The sequence below is a fragment of the Klebsiella sp. RHBSTW-00215 genome (genome assembly GCF_014103785.1).
In the GTDB taxonomy this organism is placed as follows: Bacteria; Pseudomonadota; Gammaproteobacteria; order Enterobacterales; family Enterobacteriaceae; genus Klebsiella.
The window spans coordinates 1596228-1616506 of record NZ_JABXQS010000001.1 but is presented as its reverse complement, the minus strand read 5'-3'; the positions used below and the strand labels follow the sequence as shown (position 1 = coordinate 1616506).

Below are 20279 nucleotides of genomic sequence, written 5' to 3'. Positions count from 1 at the left end.
CAATAATAAACCCACAAACGAGGCAACCCTCTGAAAATCATTGAGCTGCCTCATAGATTCTCTCTACCCGGATAACTAAAGCCAACGTGAACTTTTGCGGACCTTGTGTCCGCTTTTTTTTGCATAAAAAAGCCCGGGGGTTACCCGAGCTTCGTTTACTCACCGCCTCAACATCGGCGTGGCTGACGTTTAAATCAGACGCTGTTTGGCATCAGCAATAGCCTGAGCAACCTGCTGCGGTGAGACACCACCTTTAGCCGCTCGCTTATCAAGGCACGATTGCAACGACAGTATCGGATAGACGTCATCGGCGATCACGCTGCTGAATTTCTGCAAATCGACCAGAGACAAATCTTCCAGCGGTTTACCCTGAGCAATGGCTTCGACCACCGCTTCACCGACAATATGGTGCGCTTCACGGAACGGTACGCCTTTGGCGACCAGATAATCCGCCAGCTCGGTCGCGTTTGCATAACCCTGCTGCGCGGCTTCTTCACAACGCGGACGTTTCACCTGAATACCATCAAGTACCAGCGCCGCCATATGCAGGCAGTCCAGCCAGGTATCCAGCGCATCGAACAGCCCTTCTTTGTCTTCCTGCATATCTTTGTTATATGCCAGCGGCAGACCTTTCAGGGTCATCATCATGCCAGTCAGCGCGCCCTGTACGCGGCCACATTTACCGCGGATCAGCTCCAGCGCATCCGGGTTTTTCTTCTGCGGCATCAACGATGAGCCAGAAGTCACGCGATCGGACAGCTCGACAAATCCCGCTTCGCCGGTATTAAAGAAAATCAGGTCTTCGGCAAAACGCGACAAGTGGACCATACCGATTGAGGCGTCGGACAACAGTTCCAGGACATGATCGCGGTCAGAGACGCTATCCAGACTGTTACGAGTGGCTGAAGCAAAGCCCAGCCAGCCAGCCAACTGTTCACGATCGATTTCATAGGCCGTGCCCGCCAACGCGCCGCAGCCCAGCGGGCTGACGTCCAGACGCTTCAACGCATCCTGCAGACGGCTTTCGTCACGCGCCAGCATTTCGACGTAGGCCAGACACCAGTGAGCGAAAGTCACCGGCTGCGCGCGCTGCAGGTGGGTATAACCCGGCATCACTGCGTCCTGATTGTTCTGCGCCGTTTCCACCAGCGCGCTTTGCAGCTGACGATTCGCCGACAGTAGTTCCACCACGGTATCTTTACACCACAGCTTCAGGTCGGTCGCGACCTGGTCGTTACGGCTGCGCCCGGTGTGTAGCTTTTTGCCCAACTGACCGACCTTGTCGATCAGCTTGCCTTCAACCCAGCTGTGAATATCTTCCGCATCGCTTTCGAGGATCTGTTGCGGGTTAGCCCGCACTTCCTCCAGCAGAATATTCAGCGCCTCTTCCAATTGCAGCTGTTCATCAGCGGTCAATACGCCAACCGTCACCAGCGCTTTGGACCAGGCAACAGAGCCAACGATATCCTGCTCCGCCAGGCGATAGTCAAAGCGCAAAGAGTCGTTGAACTGTTTGAACCGCTGATCCGCTGCCTGAGTAAAACGCCCGCCCCAAAGTGCCATAACATGCTTCCTTTATTCGTTAGTTCCGCCGGATTAACCGGCCTACAGTCTTGTAGGCCCGGCAAGCAAAGCGCCGCCGGGCATAAAATATTAAGCCAGAATACGTGTACCGATCGATGTTCCGTTAAACAGCGCTGGCAGCTGTTCAGCATGACGCCAGGAGGCGATATCCACCGGGCGACCTAACGTGCGTGCCGCATCCAGAGCCGCATTCACTTTGACGATCATCCCGTCGGTAATAATGCCCTGCTCAATCAGCTGCTCTGCTTTCGCCGCAGTCATCTCGGCAATACGCTGACCTTTGCCGTCAAGAATACCGCTTACATCCGACAGCAGAATCAGGTCTGCGCCAAGCGTTGCCGCCAGTGCGGTAGCCGCCTGGTCAGCGTTGACGTTCATCAGTTGGCCTTCATCGGTGACACCGATAGAGCTGACGACCGGCAGGTAACCGCCAGCCAACAGCGTGTTAATCAGGGCCGGAGAGCCCGGCTGTGCAAGCCCCACATGGCCCAGTGCGGCGTCAAGCTGAGTCACCTTAACGCTGTCGCCATCACCAAGGAATAGTCCAACGGAAGCCAGGCCGTGTTTTTTCGCCCACGCCAGCAGCGTTTTATTGGCAGTCCCCGCCAGCGCACCGGTGATAATGTCGATCTGATCCGCTGGGGTCACCCGCAGACCATTTTTCTTGTTCACTGGCAGATTAAGCTGCTTCATCAGCTCATCCACCACGCAGCCGCCGCCGTGGACAATAATCAGCGGACGCTGATGCGTCTCGCGATAATTCACCAGCGCGGTAAACAGGCGCTCCAACGCTTCTTCGCTATCCAGCAGGACGCCGCCGAGTTTGATAATTAAAGGATTCATCATCACACCTTAAATAAGAGACTGCGTCTCAGCGAAGCCGAAACGGATATTTGCACACTGTACGGCCTGGGCCGCCGCGCCTTTCAGCAGATTATCTTCCGCCGCCACGACGATGATATGTTCATCCTGGACCGCAAAACCGATATCACAGAATGGCAGACCCACGACATTTTTCAATGCGGGCATGCCCTTATCATATAAACGCACCAGCGGTTTGTTCGCATAGGCCTGCTGGAACACCGCCGCCACCTGCTCTTTGCTCACGCCAGGCTTCAGGCGGCAGGTGATGGTTTCCAGAATCCCACGCTTAAAGTTGCCCAGATGCGGGGTAAAAATAACGTCCGCACCCAGATGAGTGGATATTTCAGGGTGATGGCGGTGGTTGAAGACGCCATAGGGCTGCAGGCTGACTTCACAGAAGCTGTTGCCGATGGAAGCCTTACGCCCGGCGCCGCTAACGCCGCTGGTCGCATTGATCACCGGCCACTGGTTAAGATCCAACAGGTCCGCGTCGATCAGCGGTTTCAACGACAGCTGGGCCGCCGTCGGGTAGCAACCCGGCACCGCAATCAAATTCGCCTCTTTCAGCTTATCGACACTCCACTCGGCCAGGCCGTAAACCGCCTGCTCCAGCAGCTCAGGGTGCTGGTGAGTGAAACCATAATATTTTTCGTAGAAAGCGCCATCGTTAACGCGGAACGCACCGGAAAGATCGAACACCACGCAACCCGCCGCGAGAAACTGCGGCGCCAGGTCATGGCTCACTTCGTGGGCGGTAGCGAGAAAAACGATATCGACCCCAGCGCTAAACTCGCTAATATCGGACATTGCCTGCAGCGGCAGGTCAACAATCCCTTTTAGCTGCGGATGCAAATCGGAAACTAATTTTCCCGCATCATTGCTTTGCGCGGAGACCGTCAAAGCGGTTATGGTCATATGAGGATGGCGATTTACATAGGCCACTAGCTCTGCGCCGGCATAACCGCTGGCGCCCACAATCAGCGTGTTCAACATTGGGGCTCTTCACCTTCTTGCTTACGTATATTTGCTCTGGAAGGCCGTTGCCTTCCCCACCCTGTTAAGCCGTAAGAACATCATCCCTACATTAAATAGGTTTTCTTAGGCTCAGCGATAATGTATTTTTATTCACAAATAATGCATGAATATTGATACTATCATGACCCGAGGTGTGTCAACAATGAAAAACAATTTACCGCCCTTTATCGAGATTTACCGCGCGTTGATCGCCACACCTTCCATCAGCGCAACCGAAGAGGCGCTGGATCAAAGCAATGAGTCTTTAATCAATTTACTGGCAGGCTGGTTCCGCGATATTGGCTTTAACGTTGAAGTTCAACTGGTGCCGGGTACACGCAATAAATTCAATCTGCTGGCCAGTACCGGCAACGGTGCTGGCGGCCTGCTGCTAGCCGGGCATACTGATACCGTCCCGTTTGATGATGGTCGCTGGACTCGCGACCCCTTCACTCTGACCGAGCACGACAACAAACTTTACGGCCTTGGCACCGCGGATATGAAAGGCTTCTTCGCTTTTATTCTCGATGCTTTGCGCGATGTTGATGTGACTAAGCTGAAAAAACCGCTCTATATTCTGGCAACTGCCGATGAAGAAACCAGCATGGCCGGTGCCCGCTACTTTGCCGAAACTACCCAGCTGCGACCGGATTGCGCCATTATCGGCGAACCTACGTCACTGCAGCCGGTGCGTGCGCACAAAGGCCACATGTCCAACGCGGTTCGCGTCCAGGGGCAATCCGGCCACTCCAGCGACCCGGCACGCGGCGTCAACGCCATTGAGCTGATGCACGATGCCATTGGTCGCATCATGCAGCTGCGCGACGACTTAAAAGAGCGTTATCACTACGCTGCGTTTACCGTCCCGTATCCCACACTTAACCTCGGAGCGATTCACGGCGGCGATGCCTCCAACCGCATTTGCGCCTGCTGCGAACTGCATATGGATATTCGCCCGCTGCCGGGTATGACGCTCAACGATCTTAACGGACTCCTTGAAGAAGCGCTGGCACCGGTAAGCGAACGCTGGCCTGGGCGTCTGACCGTTTCCGAACTGCATCCGCCGATCCCCGGCTATGAATGCCCGCCGGACCATAGACTGGTTGCGGTTGTCGAAAAGCTGCTCGGCGCGCAAACCGAAGTCGTGAACTACTGCACCGAAGCGCCATTTATTCAGACCCTCTGCCCAACGCTGGTATTAGGCCCTGGCTCCATCAAGCAGGCCCACCAGCCGGATGAGTACCTGGAAACGCGCTTTATTAAGCCGACTCGTGAGCTTATCACTCAGGTGGTCCACCATTTTTGCTGGCATTAAAAATACGCATTCTTCCGCTCTTTTGTATCAGGGCGGGAGAGTGACAATTATCACACTTTCATAAGCAACACTTATCAAGCGACCTCTGAGTTAAATTTCGCAAATTGCCGCTATTTATTCGTTTGCTGAAGCGATTTCGCAACAATTGACGTGGGGGTTTTTACGTGGCTTTATAAAAGACGGTTGCTTATCCACTGCTCAAATTATCGAGCGCCGGATATAACAAAATAAAATGAGATGGGGTGTCTGGGGTAACATGAACGAACAATATTCCGCTTTGCGTAGTAATGTCAGTATGCTCGGTAAGGTGCTGGGCGACACCATCAAGGATGCGCTAGGAGAAAACATTCTTGATCGTGTCGAAACTATCCGTAAGTTGTCCAAATCTTCTCGCGCAGGCAATGAAGCCAACCGCCAGGAACTGCTCACCACGCTGCAAAACTTGTCCAACGACGAGCTGCTGCCAGTGGCGCGCGCCTTCAGCCAGTTTCTGAACCTGGCGAATACCGCTGAGCAATACCACAGCATTTCGCCAAAGGGCGAAGCGGCTAGCAATCCGGAAGTGATTGCTCGTACCCTGAGAAAGCTCAAAGACCAACCCAATCTCAACGAAGACATTATTAAAAAAGCGGTGGAGTCCCTGTCTCTGGAGCTGGTTTTAACCGCTCACCCAACCGAGATTACCCGCCGTACCCTGATCCACAAGATGGGTGAAATCAACAACTGCCTGAAACAGCTTGATAACAACGATATCGCTGACTATGAACGTCACCAGGTGATGCGCCGTCTGCGCCAGCTGATTGCCCAGTCATGGCATACCGATGAAATCCGTAAGCACCGACCTTCTCCGGTCGACGAAGCCAAATGGGGCTTTGCTGTTGTCGAAAATAGCCTGTGGGAAGGTGTGCCGAACTACCTGCGCGAGCTGAACGAACAGTTGGAAGACAACCTCAGCTATCGCTTACCGGTCGATTTTGTCCCGGTTCGCTTTACCTCCTGGATGGGGGGTGACCGCGACGGTAACCCAAACGTGACCGCCGATATTACCCGCCACGTCCTGCTGCTTAGCCGCTGGAAAGCGACCGATCTGTTCCTGAAAGATATCCAATTGCTGATTTCCGAGCTGTCGATGGTCGAGTGTACCGACGAGCTGCGCGAACTGGCGGGTGCGGAAGGCGCGCAAGAACCCTATCGATACCTGATGAAAAAACTGCGCACGCAGTTGATGGAAACACAGGCCTGGCTGGAAGCGCGCCTGAAAGGGCAGAGACTCCCGAAACCAGCAGGTCTGCTCACGCAAAATGAACAGCTGTGGGAACCGCTTTACGCCTGCTATCAATCACTACAAGCCTGCGGCATGGGCATCATCGCCAACGGCGAGCTGCTGGATACTCTGCGTCGCGTAAAAGCCTTTGGCGTACCGCTGGTGCGTATCGATATCCGCCAGGAAAGCACCCGTCATACCGAAGCCCTGGGCGAGATGACCCGCTATCTCGGCATCGGCGATTATGAAAGCTGGTCGGAAGCCGACAAACAGGCCTTCCTGATCCGCGAACTGAATTCCAAACGTCCTCTGCTACCACGTCAGTGGGAGCCGAGCGAAGAAACTCGCGAAGTGCTTGAAACCTGCAAAGTGATCGCCGAAGCGCCGCGCGGTTCGATTGCCGCCTACGTGATTTCGATGGCGAAAACGCCGTCTGACGTGCTGGCGGTACATCTGTTGCTCAAAGAAGCCGGTATCGGCTTCGCGCTGCCGGTCGCACCGCTATTCGAAACCCTGGATGACCTGAACAACGCCGACGACGTCATGACCCAGTTGCTGAATATCGACTGGTATCGCGGCTTTATTCAGGGCAAGCAGATGGTCATGATTGGCTACTCTGACTCGGCAAAAGATGCGGGCGTAATGGCCGCATCCTGGGCGCAGTATCAGGCGCAGGACGCCTTAATTAAGACCTGCGAGAAAGCCGGTATTGAGCTGACGCTGTTCCACGGTCGCGGCGGTTCTATCGGTCGTGGCGGCGCTCCGGCTCATGCGGCTCTGCTCTCTCAACCTCCAGGAAGCCTGAAAGGCGGCCTGCGCGTCACTGAACAGGGCGAGATGATCCGCTTCAAATACGGCCTGCCGGAAATCACCATCAGCAGCCTGTCGCTCTACACCAGCGCAATTCTGGAAGCCAACCTGCTGCCGCCGCCGGAGCCAAAACCGCAATGGCGCGATATCATGGCCGAGCTGTCCGACGTCTCCTGCGAGATGTACCGCGGCTACGTACGTGAAAATAAAGACTTTGTTCCTTACTTCCGCTCCGCAACACCGGAGCAGGAACTGGGCAAACTGCCGCTGGGCTCGCGTCCGGCAAAACGTCGCCCGACCGGCGGCGTTGAGTCACTGCGTGCGATCCCGTGGATCTTCGCATGGACGCAAAACCGTCTGATGCTGCCCGCCTGGCTGGGTGCTGGTGCGGCGCTGCAAAAAGTCGTCGAAGGCGGCAAGCAGAGCGAGCTGGAAAGCATGTGTCGCGACTGGCCGTTCTTCTCTACTCGCCTCGGCATGCTGGAGATGGTCTATTCGAAAGCGGACCTGTGGCTGGCAGAATATTACGATCAGCGCCTGGTGAAACCTGAGCTGTGGAAGTTAGGTACAGAGCTGCGCGAACTGCTGTCTGCTGATATCGATGTGGTGCTGGCAATCGCCAACGATTCTCACCTGATGGCCGACCTGCCGTGGATCGCCGAGTCAATCCAGTTGCGTAACATCTATACTGACCCGCTGAACGTACTCCAGGCCGAACTGCTGCATCGTTCACGTCTGGCGGAAGAGAAAGGTGAAAAACCGGATCCTCGCGTTGAGCAAGCGCTGATGGTAACCATTGCAGGCGTTGCGGCAGGTATGCGCAACACCGGCTAATTTGCCGGACGCGGTATCCCCGGAGGAGGCGCGTTGCGCCTGTCCGGGCTACCAGCCCGCAGACGGCAGTGAACTCGTAGATTTTGTAGGCCGGGTAAGGCGCTAGCCGCCACCCGGCAAAAATGCGAGCACCATAGCTAAAACAGATTTGTCATCAATCTCGTAGCTCCGTTTACCGGAGCTATTTTTATTAATGGTGCAGCATCTCGTCGACAATCTGCTCTTTATGCAGCGCATAAGGATAATAGGTTGGCCAGTTATCCATCTCTTTCAGCAGCGCCTCATGCGACTCATTACCCATAAAGATGTGGAAATGTTGAGACTTACGCGGCGCGATAGTGTGGTCGCTGAACTGAACAAATTTCGGCGCTTTTGAATCCGCCTGTGAGCATTCGAACAGGTAGCGCACGCCTTTCTTACCGGATGCGTAGGTCAGAATTTTATAGCCAGAATAGGTGTATTTGCAGGCATTGACGGTTTTCCCAACGTGAAACTCCATCACATTATCTTCGATACCAATCTGGTCCACATCGGTGGCATAGCCCTTCTTATAATATTCCCGATATTCGGCCACGCTTTTACCCGCTTTTTTAGCCTTCTGTTCGAGCACAGGATCCAAATCGCCGTTCAGCAGATAGGGGTTAACCGACTGCCAGATACCATCCCAATCGCTTAGCGCTCTGTCTTTTACATCCTGATCGGCAAAAATACCTTCACTCGCCTTTTGCTCCGCCTCAGTTAATGCAGGCCCATGGCTATGGTGGTCGTGGGCAAAGGCCTGGCTACCCGCCAGTAACATGCTGATACCAAGCGCAAGGGCGGAAATCTTTTTGGTCATTACTCTCTCCTGAGTTAACGGTTGCAATAATATGTTACGATATAACATATCAATTAAATCTTACAATACCCTTCGCAGAAAAACCGCTCGGCTTTTCCCTCTGTCGGTTTGTTAGGTATGATGAAAAGAGAGCGCGCTATGCGGAGCAAGAATGAATATCGACATCAATCAGGCCATTGATTCTTTTATTAAAGGCCCGGCAGTCATCGGGAAGGTCCGCTTTTCCACAGAAGGCAGACCGGCTTCAGAGAAAGCCGTGAGCGTCGATTTTCCGCGCCTCGAAATCATGCTTGAGGGGCAGGTCCGCGATCCAGCGGTGAAGGCCGACCCAGCCCAGCTCACGCCACACGATGTGTTGTACATTCCTGCTGGCGGGTGGAATGACCCACAATGGCTGGTGCCCTCGACTCTGTTAACCATCTTATTTGGTAAGCAGCAGCTGGAATTCGTCCTGCGCAACTGGGACGGCAGCGCGCTTAACGTGCTGGATAAACAGCAAGTTCCCCGCCGTGGCCCTCGAGTGGGATCTTTTCTGCTCCAGGCGCTCAATGAAATGCAAATGCAGCCGCAGGAGCAGCATACCGCGCGCTGTATTGTCATCAGCCTGCTCAGCCACTGCGCCGATCTGCTAGGTAGCCAGGTACAAACCTCCTCACGCAGCCAGGCGCTTTTCGAGGCCATTCGTAAATATATTGATGCCCATTTTGCCGATCCTTTAACCCGCGAGTCGGTGGCGCAGGAGTTTTATCTCTCACCAAACTACCTTTCGCATCTGTTCCAGAAATGCGGACCAATGGGCTTTAATGAGTACCTGAATCACATCCGTCTGGAGCAGGCCAGAATGCTGCTAAAGGGCCATGATATGAAGGTCAAAGATGTCGCTCACGCCTGTGGTTTTGCCGACAGTAACTACTTTTGCCGCCTGTTTCGCAAGAACACCGAGCGCTCACCATCAGAGTATCGCCGCCAGTATCATAGCCAGCTCACGGAAAAAACATCGCCTGCAAAAAACTAGATTTTTGTGTGTTAAGCCTGACTTTTGTACGCTCTTTTTTGCTTAAATTTCCCTACAACACGGGATAAACGTGATCTAAATCACCCTTAATAGCAATGCGTACATTTATCCAGTATTTGGCAAATTTGTCATCTGGCGACCCTTCATGTGAAAGCCGTATTCTTACCTCAACGACACTATCGAATTAAGCATTGAGGAAAGTACTATGGAACTCTATCTGGACACCGCAAACGTAGCCGAAGTTGAACGCCTGGCACGTATCTACCCGCTGGCTGGCGTTACCACCAACCCAAGCATTATCGCCGCTGGCAAAGCCTCGGTTTGGGACGTACTACCGCGCTTGCAAAAAGCCGTCGGTCCGGAAGGTATTTTGTTCGCTCAGACTATGAGCCGCGACGCTCAGGGGATGGTTGAAGAAGCCAAACGTCTGAGTAACGCCGTTCCCGGCATCGTGGTCAAAATCCCGGTCACCGCTGAAGGTCTTGCCGCTATCAAGCTGCTGAAAAAAGAAGGTATCACTACCCTGGGTACCGCCGTCTACAGCGCCTCTCAGGGCCTGCTGGCCGCGCTGGCGGGCGCCAAATATGTTGCCCCTTACGTGAACCGCGTCGACGCCCAGGGCGGTGACGGCATTCGCACGGTGCAGGAGCTGCAATCCCTACTGGAAATGCACGCGCCGGAAAGCAAAGTGCTGGCCGCCAGCTTCAAAACCCCGCGTCAGGCGCTGGATTGCCTGTTAGCCGGTTGCGAAGCTATCACCCTTCCGTTAGATGTAGCGCAACAAATGCTCGGCACCCCTGCGGTAGAGTCAGCCATTGAGAAGTTTGAGCAGGACTGGAATAACGCTTTTGGAACTCTGAACCTGTAACCCGATCGGCGAGCCGCCCAGGGGGGTGGCATCACGGTCATCCAGGAGGAATAGAAATGGATCGCATTATTCAATCACCCGGTAAGTATATTCAGGGCGCAGACGCGATTGCTCGCCTTGGTGGGTACCTCAAACCGCTGGCTGAACGCTGGCTCATCGTTGGTGATAAATTCGTACTCGGCTTTGCCGAAGAAAAATTGCGTAAAAGCCTGGCAGATGCTGGCCTGGTTGCCGAAATCGCGCCGTTTGGCGGCGAATGCTCACATAATGAAATCAACCGGTTACGCGATATTGCGGGCTCAGCTCAGTGTACCGCCGTGCTGGGAATTGGCGGCGGTAAGACGCTGGACACCGCGAAAGCATTAGCACACTTTATGAATCTGCCGGTAGTTATTGCTCCGACGATTGCCTCTACCGATGCACCGTGTAGCGCACTCTCGGTTATCTATACCGATGACGGTGAATTTGATAGCTACCTGATGCTGCCGCGCAACCCGAATATGGTCATTGTCGATACGCAAATCGTTGCCGGAGCTCCGGCACGCCTGCTGGCTGCAGGCATCGGCGACGCGCTGGCAACGTGGTTTGAAGCCCGTGCCTGCTCCCGTAGCGGCGCAACCACCATGGCGGGCGGCAAATGTACCCAGGCGGCGCTGGCGCTGGCCGAACTGTGCTACAACACGCTGATTGAAGAAGGTGAAAAAGCGATGCTGGCGGCGGAGCAGCACGTCGTCACTCCGGCGCTGGAACGCGTCGTTGAAGCCAATACCTACCTGAGCGGCGTTGGCTTTGAAAGCGGCGGCCTGGCGGCAGCACACGCTATCCACAACGGTCTGACCGCTATTCCGGACGCTCACCACTACTACCACGGTGAGAAAGTGGCTTTCGGCACGCTCACGCAGCTGGTACTGGAAAACGCCCCGGTGGAAGAGATCGAAACCGTGGCGGCGCTGTGCCACAGCGTTGGGTTGCCTATCACCCTGGCGCAGTTGGACATTAAAGCCGATATCCCAGGCAAAATGCGTACAGTGGCGCAAGCTGCCTGTGCAGAAGGCGAAACCATCCACAATATGCCTGGTGGTGCGACGCCGGATCAGGTCTATGCGGCTCTGCTGGTCGCCGACCAGTACGGTCAACGCTTCCTGCAAGAGTGGGAATAACCTCCTGCCCACACCCGCTTCCGGCGGGTGTGTTCTTTTATGTTCTTTCTCCGGCCCATTGCCAGCCAAAACGATGTGTTTTATAGTGCGATTTTCCTCTGGGTGAGTCGTAAATATGCAATCATCAGATCGAAGAATGAGCATTTATGCCATTCTGCAACAGGACAAAAAAGTCGTCGTTAATGAGCTTGCCGAGAAATTCGGCGTCACCAAAATGACCATCCGCCGCGACCTCTCTTTCTTTGAAAAACAAGGCATTGTCAAAACAACCTACGGCGGAGCCTATCTCACCAGCGGCGCCAGCGTAGAGCCCAGCTTTCAGCTGAAATCGATACAAATGGTTGATGATAAGCACCTGATTGGCCAAAAAGCCGCCGAACTGGTCGAAGATGGCGACACGATTATTATCGACTGTGGGACCACGCCGCTGGCCCTCGCTCAGTTTATTTTCGATAAAAAAATCATGGTGATAACCAACTCCGTTCCGGTAGTTAATCTGCTGAAGGGGCGAAAAAACATTAAGCTGATCGTGGCGCCCGGCGAGTATGAAGACGATACCCAGGGGATGATCTCTTTTAGCACCGCTGACTTCTATAGCAATATCCACGCCGACAAGGTCTTCCTCAGTACCCAGGGCATTAACGAACTGGGTGAATTGACGGTCCCCAAAATGACCGATGCCCATGTAAAACAAGCGCTGATGCGGGCCGGACGGCAAAAAATCCTGCTGGCTGATAAAAGTAAATTCGGTCAAACCTTCCTCGCAGGCCACGCCCGTCTGGCAGACCTTGATCTCGTTATCAGCCAAACTGGTCTCCCTGCCGACATCCTCACGCAACTCAATAAACAAAACGTAGAACTTCTGCTGGCTGATAGCAGCCTCTGACTTTCAGACGTCTGACAACAGGCGTCTGTGTTTTTTCACATCTCCGAGATGTTCTTTTAGTATCCTTTAAAGGACAAAGAAACAAAAAAGATCATTTTTAAGTTGACAAAAACACACCTCAAGCGTGGAATAGGGATACCCACTCCAGAATTGAGGTCTTTATGAACGGATTACTAAGCTTCAAACCCACCAACAACGATTGTGATTTCGATCGTATCGCCAAAAAGCAAGATCAGATGTTCCACCGCGTGGCGACGATTTGCCCGGAACGTGCTGAGATCATCACCGAATCCTTTAAACGCTCCGAAGGCAAATCCATTGTGATCCGCCGGGCGTTGGCGATGGCCGATATTCTGGAAAAGATGACCATCTATATCGAGCCGGACATGCTGATTGTCGGCAACCAGGCAAGCGCCAACTTCGCCGCGCCGGTGTTCCCGGAATACTCCTTTAATTGGGTGATTGACGAGCTGGACCAGTTCGACAAACGCTCTGGCGACAGCTTCCAGGTTGCCGAAGAGACCAAAGCGCGTCTACGCGTACTGCAAGATTACTGGCAGGGGAAAACTCACCAGGATGAAGTGCTGACCAATCTGCCGCAGATGAACCGCCTGGCGGAAAAACAGGGCGTGCTGCACCGCGGCGGCATCAGTATGTCCGGCGACGGTCACATCATTCCTAACCATGACTTCGTGCTGGAAGTCGGCTACGGCGGCATGCGCGATATCGCGAAACAGCACCTGGCCGAAGACAAAGACCTGACGGAAGAGCAGACCGATTTCTACCAGGCCGTCATCATCACCATGGATGCGGCGCTGAATTACTGCAAACGTTTCTCGTTGCTGGCAAAAGAAGAAGCCGCACAAACCGCCGACGCTAAACGTCGCGATGAGCTGCTGGCGATGAGCGAAATGTTCGCTCACCTGATGGAAGGCAAAGCGCAGAATTTCTACGAAGCTGTCGAAACTGTCTATCTGACTCACCTACTGATGATGATCGAAAGTAACGGCCACTCCTTCTCCTTTGGTCGCTTTGACCAGTACGTCTGGCCGTTCTACGAAGCGGATATCAACTCCGGCAAAATCAGCAAAGAGAAGGCGCTGGAGATCCTGACCCACTTCTTCATCATGACCAACAGCCTGAACAAAGTTCGCCCATGGGGTCACACCCAGTACAGCGGCGGCTACCCGCTCTATTCCAACCTGATGGTTGGCGGCATGAAGCCGGACGGCACCGACGGCACCAACGACCTTTCTTATTTATCGCTGGAAGCCATGGCATTGACCGGCCTGCCGGAGCCAAACCTGAGCGTACGCTTCTCCAAAGATACTCCGCACTCACTGATGCAGGATTCAGCAAAACTGATCCGTAAAGGCTTCGGTATGCCATCCATCTTCTGTGACGAAGTAGTTATCCCGGCGATGATGACCCTCGGTCTGAGCGAAGAGGTCGCGCGTGAATATGCCTCAATGGGCTGCGTAGAAACCGCCATTCCGGGCCGCTGGGGCCACCGCGCCACCGGTATGACCTACGTCAACTTCGGCAAAATCCTTGAGCTGGTGATGAACAACGGCTGCGATCCAGCAACCGGCGTACAACTGGTTAAAGTAAACGGCAAAGAAGGCCGCGAGATTAACTACGAGTCATACGACGAAGTGTGGGCCGCGTGGAACCAGCTTCTGGAGTTCTACTCCGACCTGGCAGTGGACTGTGACCTGGTCTGCGACCGCGCGCTGAAATATCACGATGCCGACGCCTTTGCCTCTGCGACCATCAACTGTTCGCTGGAGCGCGGTAAAACGTTGAAAAACGGCGGCGCAGAGTATGACTTCGTCAGCTCCTCCAACATCGGTCCTTCCGTGGTAGGCGACAGCCTGGCCGCCGTGAGAAAACTGGTCTTTGATGACAAAGTTCTGACGCTCAAACAGCTGCGCGACGCCATGGACTGCAACTTTGAAGGTATCGAAGGAGCCCGCGTGCGTAAGCTGTGCCGCAACGCGCCGAAGTTTGGTAACGATATTGACTACGTTGACTACATCGTCGCTGATGTATTCGAGTCCTATCTGAAGCTGCTGCCAAAATACAAAACCGACCGTTATGGCAAAGGTCCGAAGGGCTGTGGATACACCATGTCCACCTCCAACATCACCTCTTACGTGCCGAATGGTTTTGACGTTGGCGCGACCCCGGATGGCCGTCTGGCGACCCTGCCGCTAAACGAAGGCGCATCACCGTGCCTTGGTGCAGATAAAGAAGGCCCAACGGCGGTGATCAACTCCGTGGCGAAGCTGCCAAACCAGAAAATTGCTGGCGGCCAGTTGTTGAATATGAAATTCACACCGAGCGCGCTGGAAGGTGACGACAACCTGGAGAAATTCACCCACTTCATGGAAGCCAGCCGCGAGAAGAATATCTTCCACAACCAGTTCAACATCATCGACTCGAATATTCTGCGCGCTGCCAAAGAGCACCCGGAAGATTATCCGAACCTGATGGTCCGCGTGGCCGGTTACTGCGCCCTGTTCTCGACGCTGATGCCGGAAGCGCAGGACGCGATTATCGCCCGTACAGAACTGGCCTGGTAAATATCCCGTCATACTTCAAGTTGCAGATGCGTTGGCTACGCTCGCTCACCCCAGTCACTTACTTTAGTAAGCTCTTGGGGATTAGCTCCCTTGCCGCCTTCCTGCAACTCGAATTATTTAGGGTATATATGGAGGTAATATGAGAACTGGCCTGATTTCCCGCATTCAACGCTACTCGACCAAGGACGGTCCGGGGATACGCAGTACCGTGTTTATGCAGCAATGTAATTTACGCTGCCAGTGGTGTGCGAATCCGGAAACTATCAGGCCAGGTTTTAACGTTTTCTGGTTTAAAGAGCGGTGCCGCCAGTGCGGTACCTGCGCTCAGGCCGCAGTCAACAACACCATCACCATGGCAAAGCCGGGTAATGGCGTGAATATCGACCGGAAAAACTGCACCAACCTGTTGGATATGGTCGATATGTGCCCCTATGACGGCTACGAAAAAGTAGGCAAAGAGATGACTTCCCGCGAGCTGGCCGATCTGCTGCTGCGCGATAAGTCATTTTACGATTCCAGCCACGGCGGCGTAACCTTTTCCGGCGGCGAACCGGCGCTACAAGCAGAGTTCGTCAGGGAAACCGCCCTGCTGTTAAAAGAAGCAGGGGTACATGTTTGCCTTGATACCGCAGGGCATATCCGTTGGGAGAAATTACGCCCGCTGATTGAAACGGTCGATTTGGTCTCTTACGACTTTAAAGCCTTTAATCCCGAAACCCATCTTGCCTGCACCGGCGTAGATAATCGCCTGATCCTTGAAAATGCCAAAGCAATCGCGGCAATGGGCACGCCGATGCTCGCCCGTATGGTCATTGTTCCAACGCGCAATGATGACCCGGAAGATATTCGTAAACGCCTCGATTTTATCCGCAAGCTTGGCAGCGCCGTGCTGCAGGTCGATATTCTGGAATATCACATCTATGGAGTCGGAAAGTATCAAAAACTTGGCATGCCTTATCTTCTTAAAAATATTCCTGCCTGCCAGCGGGAAATGACGGAACAAATAAAACATTACGCCGAAGAGATTGGCCTGAAAGCAACTATTGGCGGCTAAAGGATGAACATGTTGAACTTTATCATTACCGAAACCTACAAAAAAATGAGTGAACTGGCGGCAGAGCGGATTGCTCTTGCGCTAAAGAAAAATTCAGATTTAGTGATGGCGCTGCCTACCGGAGGAACTCCCGTTGGTCTTCTGGAAGAAATGAGTCGAATTGCCAAAAGCGGCGAGGCCGATTTCTCCAGCGCCAAATCATTTAATATTGATGAATATATTCCGCTGAAAAAAGATGACCCGCAGAGCTATTATTGGTTTCTCAATCACTATTTTTATCAGCATGCTAATATTTCCGTTGAAAACACCTTTGTCCCGGATATTCTGGCCGATGATCTAACCGCCGAATGCGCGCGTTACGAACAAACCATCCAGGCGCACGGCGATTTTGATATCACCATCCTCGGTATTGGTCATGACGGGCATATTGGTTTTAACGAACCTCACACCACCCACAGCCCTGTCTGCCACATTATTGATCTTAATGAAGAAACTATCGAAGCCAACGCGCGTTTTTTCTCACGTAAAGAAGATGTTCCACAACAGGCGATTACCCTCGGGATGGGGACTATCCTGAGAAGTAAAGAGATTGTCCTGATTGCTAACGGAAAATCGAAAGCGGCGGTGATGAAACAGCTTCACGAATGCACCCGCATTGACCCGTTATTCCCTGCATCATTCTTACTGATGCATCCTGACGTCACCATTATTTGCGACCGCGAGGCGGCGTCGCTTATCAACGCGTAAGGTGGGCATATGAAAATCCAGAGTAAACGCGTCTGGCTGGCCGGCGGATTCTATCCGGCGCAGTTAACGCTGGAAAATGGCTTGATCAGCGACATTACGCTGGGGCTGAGCGCAAATGCCGATCGCGACTACGGTTCCCTACGCATCATACCGGGCCTTATCGATACCCACGCCCACGGAGCCTGGAACTACGATACTAACGAAAACGACCCCGAAGGGCTGCGGCGCTGGACATCGCGTCTGCCGGAAGAGGGCGTTACCGCGTTTTGCCCCACTACGGTCACCGATGAAGACACAACCTTACTGGCCGCGCTGGAAAATATCGCCCGCGTGATGGATGAAGGTTACCAGGGCGCGGAAATTCTCGGCATCCACCTGGAAGGACCGTTTCTTAGCCAGCTATATCGCGGCGCGCAGCCGGAAAAACAAATTCGTCCCGCCAGCGTCAGCGAGTTTCAGGCTTTTGAGCGTGCCGCCCACGGGCGCATTATCGCCATCAGCCTCGCGCCGGAAGAAGATGCCGGATTTGCCCTAACGCGCTACTGCGCGCAAAAAGGGATCGTGGTCAATATGGGCCATTCGGATGCCTCTTTCGAGCAGGCGGTGGAAGCCGTTGCCAATGGCGCAAAAAATGTGACCCACGTGTTTAACGGAATGGCGAAATATGTCAACCGCGAGCCCGGCCTGTTAGGCGCCGCGTTACGCCTTGACGGCCTGTACGGAGAAGTGATTGCTGACGGCATTTTCGTCAGTCTGGTCTCCGCGTCCCATCTGTATCGCATAAAAAATGATGATGACGTCATTATGATCAGCGATTCAATGAAAGCAAAAGGTTGTCCACCCGGTCGCTATATGTTCGGCGGAGAGCCGATGATTTTATGTGAAGATGGCGCAACGCGACGTGAAAACGGCGTGCTGGTCGGCAGCACGTTAAAACTTAATCGCGGCCTTTATAATATGGTCGAAGGCGCAATGGTACCTTTTGGCGCGGCATTAAAATCCTGCACGCTTAATCCAGCCCGACTTTTAGGGTTAGATAATCATAAAGGTAAATTACAGCGCGGTTTTGATGCCGACATCGTCGTATTAGAAGATGATTACCAGGTCAATGCAACTTATTGCAAAGGAGTCATCGCCTATTCCGTAAATTAAGAATAGTTTTATCGACCTGGCATCACATAATTAAGCGGTTATTGAAAAATAACCGCCGATTTCTTATTTCCAAAATTTAATTTAAAATGAGTCTTTTAAAGTATTTAATAAAATGCGACAGAGCTAACATTAAGCCTTGATAAATTCCCTTAAAAATAAAACCACAATAATAATGTGGTTATTAATACCGTAATACCCATCGCCGGGTCAGTCAGTATACATGTCCTATTGATCATACTGGCTTCAGGATTTTTATTTCTAAGGGAACGACTATGAATATATTGGGTTATCTCCAGAAGGTTGGCCGCGCGCTAATGGTGCCGGTCGCTACATTGCCCGCCGCAGCGATTTTAATGGGTATCGGGTATTGGATTGATCCCAATGGTTGGGGAAGTTCTAACGCCCTTGCGGCGTTATGCATTCAATCTGGGGCCGCCATTATCGATAATATGGGCGTACTTTTTGCTGTAGGTGTCGCTTATGGTATGTCAAAAGATAAAGACGGTGCGGCTGCGCTGGCGGGTTTCGTTGGTTTTCTCGTCTTAACCACGCTGTGTTCACCGGCCGCCGTCGCAATGATCCAGAAGATTCCGGCGGATCAGGTGCCTGCCGCCTTCGGTAAGATTAAAAACCAGTTTATCGGCATTATGGTTGGTATCATCGCCGCCGAACTTTATAACCGCTTCAGCAGCGTCGAACTGCCCAAAGCGCTCTCCTTCTTCAGCGGTCGCCGTCTGGTGCCCATCGTCACCTCCTTCGCCATGATCGTCGTAGCCTTTGCCCTGATGTTTATCTGGCCGGTGGTATTTAGCGGTCTGGTGAGCTTTGGCGAGCATATCCAGAAACTTGGATCGGTCGGTGCCGGGATCTATGCCTTCTTCAACCGCCTACTGATTCCGGTCGGTTTACACCACGCGCTCAACTCGGTGTTTTGGTTTGATGTCGCTGGAATTAACGATATTCCCAACTTCCTCGGCGGCGCGCAGTCGCTTGCCTCAGGCAAAGCGGTACTCGGTATCACTGGCCGATACCAGGCAGGTTTCTTCCCCATTATGATGTTCGGCCTGCCGGGCGCGGCGCTGGCGATTTATCAGTGCGCACGGGCAGAAAACAAAGCCAAAGTGCTGGGTATTATGATGGCCGGTGCCTTTGCCGCCTTCTTTACCGGCATCACCGAACCGCTGGAATTTTCCTTCATGTTCGTTGCACCGGTGCTGTATCTTATCCACGCGGTCCTGACCGGACTCTCAGTGTTTATCGCTGCCAGCATGCACTGGATTGCCGGTTTTGGCTTTAGCGCTGGTTTAGTCGATATGGTGCTCGCCTCCCGCAACCCGCTGGCCACGCAATGGTATCTGCTGATCCCAATGGGCCTGGTGTTCTTTGTTATCTACTACCTGGTCTTCCGCTTCACCATCATCAAATTTAACCTGATGACGCCAGGCCGCGAACTGTCTGTAGACGGGAGTGGCGCCGATGGCGAAGACCTGAATATTAGCGCAAACAAAGAGCAAAGCGCCGCAGCGCTGGCCCGCCAGTATATTGCGGCTATCGGCGGGTCAGATAACCTGACCAACATTGATGCCTGCATCACTCGCCTGCGTTTAGGCGTAAAAGATGCTGCTCTGGTGAACGACGCGCTGGCAAGACGTTTAGGTGCCAGCGGCGTAATTCGTCTGAACAACACGAATGTGCAGATTATCGTCGGATTTGTGGCAGAGAAAATCGCCAATGAGATGAAAACCACCGGTCACGTCGACGCAGCAGAAGCTCTGCCGGTCGCCGCGGCACCTACCGCATCCAAACCACGTACGACAACCGCCACCACGGTTATCGCCGAACTGCTCTCCCCGGTCAGCGGCGAAGTTGTCGCCTTAGAACAGGTGCCAGACGAAGCTTTTGCCAGCAAAGCGGTCGGTGACGGTATCGCCATCAGACCGACCAGCCCTATCGTCGTCTCTCCTGCGGCGGGTACGATCGTCAAAATCTTCAATACCAATCACGCGTTCTGCCTCGAAACCGAAAAGGGTGCGGAGATTGTGGTTCACATGGGACTGGATACCGTCGCGCTGGATGGTCAGGGGTTTAAGCGGTTAATTGAAGAAGGCGCAGAAGTCGTCGCAGGACAGCCCATCCTTGAGATGGATCTCGAGTTTCTCAATGCGAATGTGCGTTCGATGATTAGCCCGGTGGTGTGTAGCAACGTTGAAGACTTCGCCTGTCTGGAAATCAAGGCGCAAGGCCAGGTTATTGCCGGGCAAACGTTGCTCTATGAGATTAAGGGATAAA

The 20279-nt window shown here is 53.4% G+C and carries 15 protein-coding genes; 11 read left to right on the top strand and 4 right to left on the bottom strand.

Annotation, left to right across the window (positions count from 1 at the left end):
* Window positions 1–189: 189 nt before the first annotated feature.
* From argH to argC, 3 genes are all read right to left on the bottom strand, one after another.
* A complete protein-coding gene (gene argH, locus HV127_RS07705) occupies window positions 190–1563 on the bottom strand; it encodes an argininosuccinate lyase (protein ID WP_182235518.1) in 1374 nt (457 codons plus the stop codon).
* Window positions 1564–1653: 90 nt separating this feature from the next.
* Window positions 1654–2430, bottom strand: coding sequence for an acetylglutamate kinase (gene argB, locus HV127_RS07700; protein ID WP_110276177.1), 777 nt, complete (start codon window positions 2428–2430; stop codon window positions 1654–1656).
* Window positions 2431–2436: 6 nt separating this feature from the next.
* The gene (gene argC, locus HV127_RS07695; RefSeq protein ID WP_182235517.1) at window positions 2437–3441 is read right to left on the bottom strand and encodes an N-acetyl-gamma-glutamyl-phosphate reductase; all 1005 of its coding nucleotides are present in this window, start codon (window positions 3439–3441) and stop codon (window positions 2437–2439) included.
* Between the two features lie 184 nt (window positions 3442–3625).
* Between argC and argE the strand changes: the two genes are divergently transcribed.
* Window positions 3626–4777 (top strand): acetylornithine deacetylase, encoded by a 1152-nt coding sequence (argE, locus tag HV127_RS07690; RefSeq protein WP_182235516.1) that lies wholly within the window; start codon window positions 3626–3628, stop codon window positions 4775–4777.
* A gap of 256 nt (window positions 4778–5033) precedes the next feature.
* A complete protein-coding gene (gene ppc / locus HV127_RS07685) occupies window positions 5034–7685 on the top strand; it encodes a phosphoenolpyruvate carboxylase (RefSeq protein WP_181484195.1) in 2652 nt (883 codons plus the stop codon).
* A 190-nt stretch (window positions 7686–7875) separates the two neighbouring features.
* On the opposite strand, the gene zinT is transcribed toward ppc, so the two are convergent.
* The gene (zinT, locus tag HV127_RS07680; protein WP_182235515.1) at window positions 7876–8523 is read right to left on the bottom strand and encodes a metal-binding protein ZinT; all 648 of its coding nucleotides are present in this window, start codon (window positions 8521–8523) and stop codon (window positions 7876–7878) included.
* 151 nt (window positions 8524–8674) lie between these two features.
* Here zinT and HV127_RS07675 point away from each other — a divergent pair, with 151 nt between their 5' ends.
* From HV127_RS07675 to nagE, 9 genes are all read left to right on the top strand, one after another.
* Window positions 8675–9538 (top strand): AraC family transcriptional regulator, encoded by an 864-nt coding sequence (locus HV127_RS07675; RefSeq protein WP_182235514.1) that lies wholly within the window; start codon window positions 8675–8677, stop codon window positions 9536–9538.
* 205 nt (window positions 9539–9743) lie between these two features.
* Window positions 9744–10406, top strand: a complete 663-nt coding sequence (fsa, locus tag HV127_RS07670) for a fructose-6-phosphate aldolase (protein WP_112216360.1) — start codon at window positions 9744–9746, stop codon at window positions 10404–10406.
* 56 nt (window positions 10407–10462) lie between these two features.
* A complete protein-coding gene (locus HV127_RS07665; RefSeq protein WP_110276170.1) occupies window positions 10463–11566 on the top strand; it encodes a glycerol dehydrogenase in 1104 nt (367 codons plus the stop codon).
* A gap of 136 nt (window positions 11567–11702) precedes the next feature.
* Complete coding sequence (locus HV127_RS07660; RefSeq protein ID WP_112216359.1) at window positions 11703–12452, top strand: DeoR/GlpR family DNA-binding transcription regulator; 750 nt, start codon at window positions 11703–11705, stop codon at window positions 12450–12452.
* Between the two features lie 161 nt (window positions 12453–12613).
* Window positions 12614–15037 carry a formate C-acetyltransferase/glycerol dehydratase family glycyl radical enzyme gene (locus HV127_RS07655; protein WP_182235513.1) on the top strand — a complete coding sequence of 808 codons (2424 nt, stop codon included), beginning with the start codon at window positions 12614–12616 and terminating at the stop codon, window positions 15035–15037.
* A gap of 139 nt (window positions 15038–15176) precedes the next feature.
* On the top strand, window positions 15177–16091 hold the full coding sequence (locus tag HV127_RS07650) for a glycyl-radical enzyme activating protein (protein WP_182235512.1): 915 nt from the start codon (window positions 15177–15179) through the stop codon (window positions 16089–16091).
* 9 nt (window positions 16092–16100) lie between these two features.
* Window positions 16101–16838 carry a glucosamine-6-phosphate deaminase gene (gene nagB, locus HV127_RS07645; protein WP_182235511.1) on the top strand — a complete coding sequence of 246 codons (738 nt, stop codon included), beginning with the start codon at window positions 16101–16103 and terminating at the stop codon, window positions 16836–16838.
* A gap of 9 nt (window positions 16839–16847) precedes the next feature.
* A complete protein-coding gene (nagA, locus tag HV127_RS07640) occupies window positions 16848–17990 on the top strand; it encodes an N-acetylglucosamine-6-phosphate deacetylase (RefSeq protein ID WP_182235510.1) in 1143 nt (380 codons plus the stop codon).
* A 272-nt stretch (window positions 17991–18262) separates the two neighbouring features.
* Window positions 18263–20278, top strand: coding sequence for an N-acetylglucosamine-specific PTS transporter subunit IIBC (nagE, locus tag HV127_RS07635; protein ID WP_182235509.1), 2016 nt, complete (start codon window positions 18263–18265; stop codon window positions 20276–20278).
* The last annotated feature ends 1 nt before the right edge of the window (window position 20279 follow it).

Excerpts from the sequence above, each read along its gene's own strand:
- argC (WP_182235517.1), bottom strand. The coding sequence starts at position 3,441 with ATGTTGAACACGCTGATTGTGGGCGCCAGCGGTTATGCCGGCGCAGAG.
- argH (WP_182235518.1), bottom strand. The coding sequence starts at position 1,563 with ATGGCACTTTGGGGCGGGCGTTTTACTCAGGCAGCGGATCAGCGGTTC.
- HV127_RS07665 (WP_110276170.1), top strand. The coding sequence starts at position 10,463 with ATGGATCGCATTATTCAATCACCCGGTAAGTATATTCAGGGCGCAGAC.
- HV127_RS07650 (WP_182235512.1), top strand. The coding sequence starts at position 15,177 with ATGAGAACTGGCCTGATTTCCCGCATTCAACGCTACTCGACCAAGGAC.
- HV127_RS07655 (WP_182235513.1), top strand. The coding sequence starts at position 12,614 with ATGAACGGATTACTAAGCTTCAAACCCACCAACAACGATTGTGATTTC.
- argE (WP_182235516.1), top strand. The coding sequence starts at position 3,626 with ATGAAAAACAATTTACCGCCCTTTATCGAGATTTACCGCGCGTTGATC.
- nagA (WP_182235510.1), top strand. The coding sequence starts at position 16,848 with ATGAAAATCCAGAGTAAACGCGTCTGGCTGGCCGGCGGATTCTATCCG.
- HV127_RS07660 (WP_112216359.1), top strand. The coding sequence starts at position 11,703 with ATGAGCATTTATGCCATTCTGCAACAGGACAAAAAAGTCGTCGTTAAT.
- nagE (WP_182235509.1), top strand. The coding sequence starts at position 18,263 with ATGAATATATTGGGTTATCTCCAGAAGGTTGGCCGCGCGCTAATGGTG.
- nagB (WP_182235511.1), top strand. The coding sequence starts at position 16,101 with ATGTTGAACTTTATCATTACCGAAACCTACAAAAAAATGAGTGAACTG.
- argB (WP_110276177.1), bottom strand. The coding sequence starts at position 2,430 with ATGATGAATCCTTTAATTATCAAACTCGGCGGCGTCCTGCTGGATAGC.
- zinT (WP_182235515.1), bottom strand. The coding sequence starts at position 8,523 with ATGACCAAAAAGATTTCCGCCCTTGCGCTTGGTATCAGCATGTTACTG.
- HV127_RS07675 (WP_182235514.1), top strand. The coding sequence starts at position 8,675 with ATGAATATCGACATCAATCAGGCCATTGATTCTTTTATTAAAGGCCCG.
- fsa (WP_112216360.1), top strand. The coding sequence starts at position 9,744 with ATGGAACTCTATCTGGACACCGCAAACGTAGCCGAAGTTGAACGCCTG.
- ppc (WP_181484195.1), top strand. The coding sequence starts at position 5,034 with ATGAACGAACAATATTCCGCTTTGCGTAGTAATGTCAGTATGCTCGGT.